This is a genomic window from Mesorhizobium sp. LNHC229A00 (assembly GCF_000502415.1).
Lineage (GTDB): Bacteria > Pseudomonadota > Alphaproteobacteria > Rhizobiales > Rhizobiaceae > Mesorhizobium.
The window spans coordinates 75499-87914 of the sequence record NZ_AYWQ01000001.1; the positions used below are offsets into that span (position 1 = coordinate 75499).

Annotated in this window: 12 protein-coding genes; 8 read left to right on the forward strand and 4 right to left on the reverse strand. The window is 62.6% G+C overall.

From position 1 onward, the window contains the following. Window positions 1-167: 167 nt before the first annotated feature. The gene (locus X742_RS169080; protein ID WP_023769563.1) at window positions 168-1166 is read right to left on the reverse strand and encodes an ABC transporter permease; all 999 of its coding nucleotides are present in this window, start codon (window positions 1164-1166) and stop codon (window positions 168-170) included. Between the two features lie 61 nt (window positions 1167-1227). After that, window positions 1228-2118, reverse strand: a complete 891-nt coding sequence (locus X742_RS1000000171410; protein WP_023769564.1) for an ATP-binding cassette domain-containing protein — start codon at window positions 2116-2118, stop codon at window positions 1228-1230. Between the two features lie 449 nt (window positions 2119-2567). Here X742_RS1000000171410 and X742_RS169075 point away from each other — a divergent pair, with 449 nt between their 5' ends. Together X742_RS169075 and X742_RS169070 are read left to right on the forward strand one after the other, a co-directional pair. Next, entirely contained in the window at window positions 2568-3557 is a 990-nt protein-coding gene (locus X742_RS169075; protein ID WP_023769566.1) for a sugar-binding protein, read from the forward strand. Window positions 3558-3743: 186 nt separating this feature from the next. After that, entirely contained in the window at window positions 3744-4526 is a 783-nt protein-coding gene (locus X742_RS169070; protein ID WP_023769567.1) for a FadR/GntR family transcriptional regulator, read from the forward strand. Window positions 4527-4547: 21 nt separating this feature from the next. On the opposite strand, the gene X742_RS169065 is transcribed toward X742_RS169070, so the two are convergent. Beyond that, window positions 4548-5486, reverse strand: coding sequence for an NAD(P)-dependent oxidoreductase (locus X742_RS169065; RefSeq protein WP_023769568.1), 939 nt, complete (start codon window positions 5484-5486; stop codon window positions 4548-4550). A 120-nt stretch (window positions 5487-5606) separates the two neighbouring features. On the opposite strand from X742_RS169065, the gene X742_RS169060 reads away from it, so the two are divergent. The 3 genes from X742_RS169060 (at window position 5607) to X742_RS169050 (ending at window position 7979) form a co-directional block, all read left to right on the forward strand. Next, complete coding sequence (locus X742_RS169060) at window positions 5607-6503, forward strand: NAD(P)-dependent oxidoreductase (protein ID WP_023769569.1); 897 nt, start codon at window positions 5607-5609, stop codon at window positions 6501-6503. A 102-nt stretch (window positions 6504-6605) separates the two neighbouring features. Beyond that, entirely contained in the window at window positions 6606-7382 is a 777-nt protein-coding gene (locus X742_RS169055; RefSeq protein WP_023769570.1) for a FadR/GntR family transcriptional regulator, read from the forward strand. Window positions 7383-7535: 153 nt separating this feature from the next. Next, window positions 7536-7979, forward strand: coding sequence for an SRPBCC family protein (locus X742_RS169050; protein ID WP_023769571.1), 444 nt, complete (start codon window positions 7536-7538; stop codon window positions 7977-7979). Between the two features lie 86 nt (window positions 7980-8065). On the opposite strand, the gene X742_RS169045 is transcribed toward X742_RS169050, so the two are convergent. Further along, window positions 8066-8356 (reverse strand): DUF3175 domain-containing protein, encoded by a 291-nt coding sequence (locus tag X742_RS169045; protein ID WP_015317112.1) that lies wholly within the window; start codon window positions 8354-8356, stop codon window positions 8066-8068. 172 nt (window positions 8357-8528) lie between these two features. On the opposite strand from X742_RS169045, the gene X742_RS169040 reads away from it, so the two are divergent. From X742_RS169040 to X742_RS169030, 3 genes are all read left to right on the forward strand, one after another. Further along, entirely contained in the window at window positions 8529-9758 is a 1230-nt protein-coding gene (locus X742_RS169040) for an MFS transporter (RefSeq protein ID WP_023769572.1), read from the forward strand. 158 nt (window positions 9759-9916) lie between these two features. After that, complete coding sequence (locus tag X742_RS169035; protein ID WP_023769573.1) at window positions 9917-10945, forward strand: LacI family DNA-binding transcriptional regulator; 1029 nt, start codon at window positions 9917-9919, stop codon at window positions 10943-10945. Window positions 10946-11231: 286 nt separating this feature from the next. Continuing rightward, window positions 11232-12359: a sugar ABC transporter substrate-binding protein gene (locus X742_RS169030; protein WP_023769574.1), complete on the forward strand. Its 1128-nt coding sequence runs from the start codon at window positions 11232-11234 to the stop codon at window positions 12357-12359. Window positions 12360-12416 lie beyond the last annotated feature (57 nt).

The window sequence follows — 12416 nt, forward strand, 5'->3', positions numbered from 1 at the left end:
TCCCGCAAGCGACTGGCCTCCCTTCGCCTGCAGGGGGATTGTGCGGCCGGTTTTCGGCATCCGTCAAGGCATCGGCTGTTGGCCGGCATCAAAGGCCGTCGGCTTCAGCCGATTTTCAGACTGAGCGATAGGATCAGAACGACTAGCGCTTCGACGGCGAAGAGCCCTCAATCGCTGCGCCTGAAATTGCGGATGCGGTCGAACAAAACCGCGAGCAGGATGGCGCCGCCGATGAAAGTCCCTTGCCAGAAGGCATTGATGCCGAGCAAGCCAAGGCTGTTGCGGATCACCTCGATGAGGGCAGCACCGACGATGGCGCCAAAGGCGGTGCCGACGCCGCCGGCCAAATTGGCGCCACCGATGACGGTGGCGGCGATCACTTGCAGTTCCATGCCGTTGCCGAGATTGGTGGTGACAGCGCCGAGCCAGCCGGTTTCGATGATGCCGGCAATGCCGGCCGACAGCGCCGAGATCATGTAGACGGCGACCTTGATCTGGCGAACCGGCACGCCGGTCAGCGTCGCGGCGTGCTCGTTGCCGCCAATGGCAAAGATGTGGCGGCCGAACTTCGTCCAGCGCAGGACGAAGCCGGTGATCAGGGCCAAAAGGATCGTGTAGAGTACCGGATTGGCGATGCCGAACACCCAGGCGCCGCCGCCGAGCGCCAGAAGCTTGTCGTGGTCCGGGCCGAACTGGAAGACGACGGTGTTGTTGGAGGCGACCATGGCGAGGCTGCGGGCGATCGACAGCATGCCGAGCGTCACCACGAAGGGCGGAAAGCCCAGATAGGCGATAAAAATGCCGTTGAACGCGCCGATGACGAGCGCGGTGGCGATCGAGGCCAGAACGCCGATCTCGATCGAATAGCCTGCATGCATGGTGACGGCCAGCACCATCGAGCACAGGCACAGCACCGAGCCGACCGACAGGTCGATGCCACCGGTGATGATGACGAAGGTCATGCCGAGCGCCACGATGGCGACGAAGGTGATGTTGCGCGTGATGTTGTAGAGGTTCTTCGAGGTGGCGAAGGCATCGGTGGCGAAGGACAAGAAGATACAGGCCAGGACGACGGCGACCACCACCCAGAAAGTCTGGCTGGAGAACAGGCGCGACAGGAGAGTGTGCTGCTTCTGCGCGATCGTCTGGTCAAGGGTGACTGCCATTATCGACCTTTCCTGCCGGCAGCGAAACGCGCCAGCGCAATGAAAACCGGTTTTATCGCTCTCACGCCGCCTGCTCGATGGCGCCGGTGATCAACCCGGTGACTTCCTCGGGCGAGCTCGACGCGATCGCCTTGTCGGCGACCTTCCTGCCGCGCCGCATCACGATGACGCGGTCCGCGACGTCGAAGACGTCGGGCATGCGGTGGCTGATCAGCACCACGGCGATGCCCTGTTTACGCAAGTTGCGGATGAGGTTGAGCACTTCGGCGACCTGCCGCACCGAGATCGCCGCCGTCGGCTCGTCCATCAGCACGATCTTGGCCTGCGACAGCATGGTGCGGGCGATCGCCACGGCCTGGCGCTGTCCGCCCGACATCTGCTTGACGAGATCGCGCGGGCGCGTCTCGGATTTCAGCTCGGCGAAGATATGGCCGGCGCGCTTGTACATCGCCGCATAGTCGAGGATACGGAACGGGCCGACGCCACGACGCAGTTCACGGCCGAGATAGACATTGGCCGCCGCCGTCAGATTGTTGCAGAGCGCCAGGTCCTGGTGGACGATCTCGATGCCGTGCTGGCGCGCCTCGACCGGCTTGTGCAGGATGAGTTCCTTGTCGTCCATGCGCATGGTGCCATGGCTCGGGCGGAAATNATAGACATTGGCCGCCGCCGTCAGATTGTTGCAGAGCGCCAGGTCCTGGTGGACGATCTCGATGCCGTGCTGTCGCGCCTCGACCGGCTTGTGCAGGATGAGTTCCTTGTCGTCCATGCGCATGGTGCCATGGCTCGGGCGGAAATTGCCGGCGATCATCTTGACCAGCGTCGACTTGCCGGCGCCGTTGTCGCCCATCAGGCCGACGACCTCTCCGGGCTCGATCGACAGCGACACGTCGTTGACCGCCTGGATGGCGCCGAAATGCTTCGAGATGTTGGTGAGTTCGAGAACCGCCACCAGTCTTTGCCTCCCATGCCTGACCCATCCTCACGCGGACAGGCGACAGCTTCCATTGGCTTTCCCCAGCTCCTCCCGGGGGCAGCGATGCGGTCATTTACGCGAATGGTATCGCGGGCGTCAATTGTCGAACAGGCAATTGTCAGACGAATAGTGCCGTGCAGATTTTGAAAAATCCGTTTTGTAGGACAAATAGCATTGACGTTGGCGGCAAGCCGTTATTAGTTGAGCGTCGGAGGAAGACATGCCGGCTTTGACGACGCCATCGGCGGCGCCAACGGCAAGAAGGTTTTGGCGATCGTGCAGCGTCGTCGCTGGGAGGGTCGCATCTGAAAATGCTTATCGGCCTGGCCGGATTGAATGGGCGCACGCGTCTCAGTCATCTCGCATCCTGGCTGGTTTGTGTGGCGGGCACGCCGTGTCCGTCTGGTTGCAAAGGGAGGACTGACATGAGGAAAACAGTATTGCTCGCCGCCGTCGCCGCCATGGCGTTGGGCGCCGGGCCGGCTTTGGCCAAGAAGCAGCTCGTCATCGTGGTGAAAGGTCTCGACAATCCATTCTTCGAAGCCATCCACCAGGGCTGCGAGAAATGGAACAAGGAAAACGCCAGCTCGGAATATGAATGCTTCTACACCGGCCCGGCATCGACTTCCGACGAGGCCGGCGAGGCGCAGATCGTGCAGGATATGCTTAGCAAGGCCGACACGGTTGCTATGGCGATCTCGCCGTCCAACGCGCCGCTGATCGCACAGACGATCAAGAGCGCCAATCCGTCGATCCCGATCATGACCGTCGACGCCGACCTCGCCAAGGGAGACGCGGCACTGCGCAAGACCTATCTTGGCACCGACAACTACCTGATGGGCAAGAAGATCGGCGAGTACATCAAGAAGGCCAAGCCGAATGGTGGCACGATCTGCACCATCGAGGGCAATCCGGCGGCCGACAACATCCTGCGCCGCGCGCAAGGCATGCGCGACGCGCTGACCGGCAAGGAAGGCCTCACGGCACTTGCCGGCGAAGGCGGCTGGACGGAAGTCGCCGGCTGCCCGGTGTTCACCAATGACGACGGAGCCAAGGGCGTTCAGGCGATGACCGACATCCTCGCCGCCAACCCCAAGCTCGACGCGTTCGGCATCATGGGCGGGTGGCCGCTGTTCGGCGCGCCGCAGCCCTACCGCGACCTGATCGGCCCGCTCAAGGACCGGCTGGCCAAGAACGACTTCGTCATCGGCGCCGCCGACACGATCGGCGACGAGGTGGCGATCGCCAGGGACGGCCTTGTCACCGCGCTGGTCGGCCAGCGGCCCTTCGAAATGGGCTACAAGGCACCATCGGTGATGATCGACCTGGTCGAAGGCAAGAAGGTTGACGATCCGGTCTTCACCGGTCTCGACGAATGCACCAAGGACACCGTCGACACCTGCATCCAGAAGTAGGCCGCGATTTCGGGGCGCTCGCCAACGAGCGTCCCGTTTCCTCCACTCTTCAACAGGACGCCTTGGTTGGGGCAATCGGGCTCCGGCTTTGACGCGTCAGTGGTTTGGATTTTCGGCAACGGGATCGGTGCGCCACGCGGGTTCGGATCAATCCGGGTGACTGGCGGCCGACCTATTGGAACGTGAATGCCGGACGAGAAGGCAAAGAAAAAAGCCGGCCGGGCCAAGGCGCAAGCCAGCCATGACCCAGCAGCCATGCGCAGGGCGGATGCGGCGCACTTTCCCGGGTCCAGCGTCCATGCCTCGCTCGCCAGCGAGATTGGCCTCAGGATCGTGCGCGGCGACTATCCGCCTGGCAGCATCCTGCCCAATGAGGCCAAATGGGCCGAAACCTTCAATGTCAGCCGTTCGGCGGTGCGCGAGGCGATCAAGATGCTGATGGCCAAGAGCCTTTTGGCTTCGCGGCCAAAGATCGGCAGTTGGGTCGAGCCGAAGGAGCGCTGGAACCTGCTCGACCGCGACGTGCTGGCCTGGTACGCGACCGCGCCGGATCGCGAAGCGTTCCTTCGCACCGTGCAGGAGTTCCGCCACATCATCGAACCGGAAGCATCCGCCTTTGCCGCCATGCGGCGCAGCGACGAGCAGATGACCGAGATCAGCCTGGCCTGCCGCGAGATGGGCGAGGCGGCCAACCTGCCCGAGCGCATCCGTGCCGACACGCGCTTCCACCTCGCCATCCTGCGGGCGTCGGGCAACGACCTTCTGGTGCCGCTCGGCGTGTTGATCGAATCGGCGCTCGACCATCTCTTCGTCTTCACCACGCGCCAGGTCGGCGATCAGCGGCGGGCACAGAAACTGCACGAGGCGATCGAGAAAAGCATCCGCCTGCAGCGGCCAGCCGCGGCGCGCAACGCCGTGCACAAGCTGCTTGCCGACACGGATGAGGGGATCGGAAGGGGCCGGCGCTGAGGCCAGCCGTCCGTCCGGGTCTCAGATCGTCTGCTTCTTTCCATCCTTCGTCGGCATCAAGTCGATGCCATTGACCTTGGCGATGTGCGTGGCCAGCATCGGCACGAACTGCTCGGCCGGGCCGGTTGCGTGAGCGCCGGCGAAGGAATTCTTGGTGGCGTTGCCGAGCGGATTGGCGATGCCCGCCGCGCCCGCCATCGATTCCAGATAGGTCAAATCCTTGAAGGCATTGGCTATGGTGAATTTGTGGGCGTCGCGGTCGCCTTCCAGCGTCCAGCGCATGAAGGTCTGGTAGAAGCCGCAATCCATGCGGCCGTTGCGAATGACGCTGTCGAAACGCGGCGGCGAGATGCCGACCTTCTCCGCCAGTGCCAAGGCCTCGGAATAGAGTGCGGCGTAGCCAAGCGAGATGAAATTGTTGAGCAGCTTCATGCGGTGGCCGTCTCCGGTATCGCCGATATGCACGATGCGGCCGGCCCAGGTGTCGATCACCGGCTTGACCCTGGCAAAGACGGCGTCGGGCGCGCCAACCATGGCGTCGAGCGTGCCTTCCCAGGCTTCCTTCGGCGTGCGGCTGAGCGGCGAGTCGACATAGTCGACGCCGAGCGCCTTGAGTTCCGCGGCAAGTGCCACGGTCGAGACCGGATCCGATGTCGAGCAGTCGACGACGACCGCCCCCTTCTTCAAACCCTCCTTGAGGCCATTGGGACCGCGAATGATAGCCTCCACCTCGCGCGAGCCGGTGACGCAGATGAAAACGATATCGGATGCCGCCGCCACATCGCGGGAAGTCGATGCCTCGCGAGCCCCTCGGCCGAGAAGATCCTCCGCCGGTTTGCGGTTCTTGCGGCCGAGGAAGGTCAGGGAATATCCCTTGTCGACAATGTTCTTGGCGATGCCGTGCCCCATCAGGCCAAGGCCGACAAAGCCGATCTTCTCACCGGTAGCGCTCGTGCTCATGCTGTCTGTCCTGTTCCGTGATTATCGATAATGTCGCCGCTGTTTTAGCCATATACGGTTGCAGAAAGCAATATTGTCTGACAATACACGTAAATCCCAGGACTTTCGTGGAGACTAGAAATGACGAAGCGGATCATGTTCACCGGCGGCAGCGGCAAGGCTGGGCGCCACGTCGTGCAATATCTGGTGGAGCAGGGTTGCCAGGTGCTCAACATCGACACCAAGCCGCTCGACAATCCCAAGGTGCGCACGCTGATCACCGACATCACCGACAGCGGCCAGGTGTTCAACGCGCTGTCGAGCTATATGGGGCCGCACGAATTCGACCCCTCGCTACGCCCGCAGCCAGTGGACGCCGTGGTGCATTTCGCTGCCATCCCGCGCATCATGATCACGCCCGACAACGAGGTGTTCCGCATCAATGCAATGGGCACCTACAACGTCATCGAGGCGGCGGTGAAGCTCGGTATTCGCAAGGTGATCATCGCTTCCAGCGAGACGACCTACGGCCTGGTATTCGCCAACGAGCCGCGCGACCCCACGCATTTCCCGCTCGACGAGGAGTATGACGTCGACCCGATGGATAGCTATGCGCTATCAAAGATCGTCAACGAGAAGACCGCGCGCGCTTTCGCGCAGCGCAACGGCACGGATATCTATGCCTTGCGCATCGGCAACGTCATCGAGCCGCATGAGTATTCGCTGTTTCCGAAATGGTTCGCCGATCCTGGTTTTCGCAAGCGCATCGCCTGGAGTTACATCGACGCGCGCGACCTTGGCCAGATCACGCTGCGCGCCGTCGAGAAGGATGGGCTGGGCTACCAGGTGTTCAATGCCGCCAATGACGACACCTCGTCCGATCTGCCGACCGCCGAGCTCCTGAAGCGGTTCTATCCCGACGTGCCGGTCAACGGCGAACTCGGTGAGTATGAGACGCTGCTGTCGAACCGCAAGGCGCGCGACATGCTCGGCTTCCGCCCGGAGCACAGCTGGCGCAAATACGTCAAGACCGCCTGAGCGAGCTCGAATCACGGCTGGGTTGTGCATAGAGGGCCGGCTTCGCGGCCCGACGCCCGCACCGCGCTTGACAGCTCCCCTAAACCGGCCTTTCTGGAACCCATGCGGGACGCGAAGCCGAACAAGGAAAAATCGCCGAAAAAGGCTGTAGCCGCCGATCGTCCGGCCGGTGTTCGGCGAGCCGACGCGGCACGTATTCCGGGCTCCAGCGTGCACACATCACTGGCCGGCGAGATTGGCCTCAGGATCGTGCGCGGCGACTATCCGCCCGGCACCATCCTGCCCAATGAGGCCAAATGGTCGGAGACCTTCAGCGTCAGCCGCTCGGCGGTGCGCGAGGCGATCAAGATGCTGATGGCCAAGAGCCTGCTCGCATCGCGCCCCAAGATCGGCAGCTGGGTCGAGCCGAAGGAGCGCTGGAACCTGCTCGACCGCGACGTGCTCGCCTGGTACGCGACGTCGCCCGACCGCGAGGTGTTCCTGAAGACGGTGCAGGAATTCCGCCACATCATCGAGCCGGAAGCGACCGCCTTCGCCGCCATGCGGCGGACCGACGAGCAGATGGCCGAGATCAGCCAGGCCTGCCGTGAGATGGGCGAGGCGAAAAGCTTGCAGGAGCGGACCCGCGCCGACACCCGCTTCCACCTCGCCATCCTGCGTGCCTCGGGCAATGATCTGCTGGTGCCGCTCGGCGTGCTGATCGAATCCGCCTTCGACCACCTGTTTGCGTACACGACCCGTGAACTCGACGATTTGCAGCTCGCCCAGAAGATGCACGAGGCAATCGAAAAGAATATCCGCCTCCAGCGGCCCGAAGCAGCGCGCAATGCCGTGCGCAAGCTGCTGGCCAATACCGACAACGTCATCCGTTCGCGATAGATTTCCGCGACACGGCCGTTCGGCGGGGGTGTTTGCGCCTTCGAGCTCGAAGCAATTCGGGGAGCACCGCAAAAAATTCTAAAGCCTATGTCGGACCGGCTGTGTTGTGTCCGTCCTTGGGGCATCGAACAGAGACCACGAAGGAGTATCGACATGCCCAGTACCGTACGTTTGCATCGCGTTCTGACCACCAGCCCGGAGAAGGTCTACCGCGCGTTCCTCGAGGCCGACGCTCTTGCCAAATGGCTTCCGCCGAACGGCTTCACCTGCACGGTTCATCACTTCGAAGGCAAGGTCGGCGGTACCTTCAAGATGTCGTTCCGCAACTTCACCACTGGCGACAGCCATTCGTTTGGCGGTGAGTATGTCGAGCTCGTCGCGGGCGAACTCCTGCGCTACACCGACAGGTTCGACGATCCCAACCTGCCCGGCGAGATCCAGGTGACCGTGACGTTGAAGAAAGTGTCCGTAGGCACCGAAGTGAACATCACACAAGCCGGCATTCCAGACGCCATTCCCGCCGAAGCCTGCTATCTCGGCTGGCAAGAGTCGCTGCGCAACCTGGCCAAGCTTGTCGAACCCGAGATCAGACAATAGGGCGCCGACCGTCTGGGTAGCGGTAAGAAACGGGTTCCTCACCTCGTTTTCGATGGTGAGGAACAGGAGCCATTGGCGGCTAGGGCCTAATCCTCTTTTGGCCGCCCGAATGCCGCGCGCAATTCGTCCTTGGCGTCCTCGAGGATCTTCTTGCGTGCCGCGGGCAGGTTTTTTCCGGCCCTGTTGATGTAAAAATTCAGCATCGACATCGCGGACTGGAAGGGCTCGGCCTTGCGGCGGTGGCTGTGTTCGGCCGAACGCTTGAGCGAGGCGGCGATCTTCTTGGCATCGTCGGATTCGAACACGTGGTCCTCGAGATCCATTGCATCGCTGTGCTCGGTCACCTCGGCCGACCATTTCTGCTTGGTGGCGGTCATGGCAGGACTCCTTTGCGGGGTTGCTGATCGGAAACTCCAGATGCTGGCGTCGGTTCCCGCACTCGTACCTCCCTGGAACCACGGATTTGCCCTCCGTGGCGCTGCTGTGCGCCGAGAATGCGTCGATAGTGGCCAAAACAGCAGCGGTTGAGGCCGCCGACAGGAAACGCCTTTGTCACGAGCCGACTTGAGCCGGCCGAGCCCCGGTATCGACAGTTCCTACGCCTGGATGCGCCTTGCTATCTCGATGCTGCTGGCGACGATCGGCGCGGTCGGCATGTGGGCCGTTGTCGTGGTGCTGCCGGCGGTACAGGCCGAGTTCGGCGTCGACCGCGCCGCGGCATCCATGCCTTACACCGCGACCATGGTAGGCTTCGCCGCCGGCAATGTGCTGGTCGGCCGCGCCATCGACCGCATGGGTTACTGGATTCCGGCGCTGTTTTCCTCGATCGCGCTCTCCGCCGGCCTTCTGCTCGCGGCTCTGTCGACCTCGATCCTGCAATTCACCCTTGCCCAGGGCGTGCTGATCGGTCTCGGTACATCGGTGATCTTCGGGCCGCTGATCGCCGATATATCGCATTGGTTCAATCGCCGGCGCGGCGTCGCCGTCACCGCGGCCGCGGCCGGCAATTACCTCGCCGGAGCGATCTGGCCGACCATCATGCCGACGCTGATCAAAGTGGAAGGCTGGCGCTTCACCTATGCCGCCATCGGCGTCTTCTGCCTGGTCACCATGGTGCCGCTGGTGCTTTTGCTGCGCCGTGGCGCTCCGGAAGCGGCAGCCGCCGGCTCGGCCGGAAGCCGGTCTGTGCAGCCGATGCCAATGTCTCCAGCCGCGATGCAGATGCTGCTGGTCGTCGCGGGACTGGGCTGCTGCGTGGCGATGTCGATGCCGCAAGTGCATATCGTCGCCTATTGCATGGATCTTGGCTACGGCATGGCGCATGGCGCCGACATGCTGTCGATCATGATGGCCGCGGGCGTCGTCAGCCGGCTCGCTTCGGGCTTTGTCGCCGACCGCATCGGCGGTGTCAAAACCTTGCTTATCGGCTCCGTGCTGCAATGCCTGTCACTGCTGTTCTACATCCCGTTCGACGGGCTCGCCTCGCTCTATGCCGTGTCGCTGGTCTTCGGCCTGTCGCAAGGCGGCATCGTCCCTTGCTATGCGATCATCGTGCGCGAATACCTGCCCGCCAAGGAAGCCGGTCAGCGCATCGGCATCGTCATGATGGCGACGATTTTCGGCATGGCGATCGGCGGCTGGATGTCGGGCTGGATCTACGACCTGACCGGCTCCTATGCCGCCGCGTTCCTGAACGGGATTGCCTGGAACCTCTTGAACATACTCGCGATCGGACTGTTCATGTGGAAGGCAAGGGACAGGGCTGCCGTAGCCGCCTGAGGAAAGCCAAGCACGGCCATTCGGTGGCCCGGCTTGACAACGGGCAGTCACTGCGCGACGCCAAGGCGGAGGGTGCGGCAACAGGCCGGTGAGATGGCGACAGCTGGAAAGATCGCATTGCGGGCGCGCTTCGATGGCCATGCGCATGGGCCAAGATCGTGATCAAGCCGCGTTCGCGCCGGGGCGGTGGCCGCCCAACCCTATCGGATGTGGCACGCAAGGCCGGCGTCGGCGCCATCACCGTTTCACGCGCGCTGCGCGACCCGGCGCGCGTTTCCGAGGAGCTGCGCCGCCAGATCCAGGCCGCCGTCGACGAACTCGGCTATGTGCCGGACCCCAATGCGCGCGCACTGGCCTCGGCGCGCGCCGAAGTGTTCGGTGTGCTGGTGCCTTCGCTGACCAATAACGTCTTCGCCGAGGTGGTGCGCGGCATTTATGACAGCCTGTCGGACAGCCCGTTCCGCATCCAGCTCGGCAATACGCACTATTCCGGACTGGAGGAAGAGCGGCTGCTGCAGTTGTTCGGTTCGCAACGCCCGGCCGCGCTCATCGTTGCCGGCATCGACCAGACGACCGCTTCGCGAAAACTCCTGGAGAATGCCGGTTGCCCGGTGGTGCAGGTGATGGAGACCGGGCCTGATCCGGTGGACATGATGGTCGGTTTCTCGCATCTCGATGGCGGTCGGACGGCGACCGAGCACCTGATCGAGGCGGGGTATCGCCGGATCGGCTTCATCGGTGCACGCATGGACCCCCGCTCGCAGCGGCGCCTGGCTGGTTACCGGGTGGCGATGGAGAACGCCGGCCTCACGGACCCGCGCCTGATCACCACAACGCCGGTGCTGTCCAGCGTGCCGCTTGGTCGCGAACTGTTCCGCGATGCTCTTGCCAAGATGCCAACGCTCGACGGCGTGTTCTGCAACAATGACGACATCGCGCTCGGCGTGCTGTTCGAATGCCATCGCGCTTCCATCGACGTGCCCAAGACCATTGGCATTGTCGGCTTCAACGATCTCGACATGATGCAAGTGGCGTTTCCTTCGATCACCAGCATCCGCACCCATCGCTACGAAATCGGCAGGCGCGCGGTGGCCATGGCGCTTGCGGCGATATCAGGTGACAGGCCGCGGCAACGGGTCGTCGACCTTGGCTTCGAGCTGAAGCGCCGCGAGAGCACGGCGCGCTGAAACATTTTAGAACCTGCTGAATCAGCCTTTACAGGGATTCTTGGTAGCGCTACCATTCGAAACCGCATGGCGTCAGCGTGTTGTTTATTATACATAAGCGACAGAATTTCCTTGTTTATTATTGATAATATGATACTTTCGCTCCCGCTTAAGGAAGCGAAAAGGAGGAGCAGGTTGGCGCTGGCCACCTGACGTGCGTGGGACTACAGCGGGAGGTGCTTGGGTCAACACGTCATTGTACCGCAGCTAAACAAAGAAGTCAGAACTGCAACTGGGAGGAATATCGATGATCAAGTCACTCGTCGGTGGCATCGTTGCCGCCACTGCATTCGTCATGTTGAGCTCAGCGGCGATGGCCGCAGGCCCAGAAGTCGTCAAGGGACCAGCAGCCGAGCCGGACTGCTTCGCCCCATGGGCAGCCGATACGCAATTCTTCAAGTTCCCCAAAAAGGCCGGCCCATATCGCGTTGCGCTCGCCAACGGCTATATCGCCAACACTTGGCGCATCCAGATGGTGCAGACCGCCAAGGCGTATGCGGCACAGCCGGATGTCGCCAAGAAACTGAAGGAATTCAAGGTTGTGTCGACCGGCGAGGACGTCCCGGCGCAGATCTCCGCGATCAACAATTTCATTGATTCCGGCTTTGACGCCATTGTCGTCAACGCGCAGAATCCGACCGCCTTCGGGCCGGTCATCAAGCGCGCCAGGGAAGCGGGGGTCGTGCTGGTCGCCTTCGACAACATCCTCGACACCAAGGATGCCATCAACGTCAATGTGGACCAGAAGGGCCTTGGCGCATTGTGGGGCAAGTGGTTGGTCTCACATGTTCCGAACGGCGGAAAGGTGCTCGAAGTGCGCGGCGTCGCCGGCACCTCCGTCGATACGGACCGCCATGCCGGCATCCACGAGGTTCTCGACGGCTCGGGCAAGAAATGGGAAGTCACCGAGGTGGTCGGCAAATGGGACGATGGCGTCGCCCAGAAAGCTACGGCGGACGCGATTGCCACCAACGGACCCTTCGACGGCATCACCGGGCAAGGCGGCGACACCGGCATCGTGCAGGCGATGATGGATGCCAAGCATCCATTCGTTCCGTTCGGCGGCGAGACGGAGAACGGCTTTCGCAAATTCTGCGCCGCGCATGCCGGCGACGGCTTGAAGTGCTCTTCCGCCGGCACCGGCCCCGCCCAGGTGGCCGTGGCAATCAAGACGGCAATCGCGGCCCTCGAAGGCAATGTCGTGCCGCAATCGGTGAAGCTGCCGCTGGCCATTGTCGAGGATCCGAACTTCAAGGCAGGCCAGGATTTCTTCCCCGACCAGTCCGACAATTTCTTCGTCGGCAATTCCTTCCCGACCTGCGGCATCAATTTCAGCGCCCAGGAAATCATGGGGCAGACCAAGGAAAACCAGTAGTCGCTGGCTATAGTCTGGCGCCGCGGCTGATCCCGCGGCGCCAGCCTGCAATCCCAC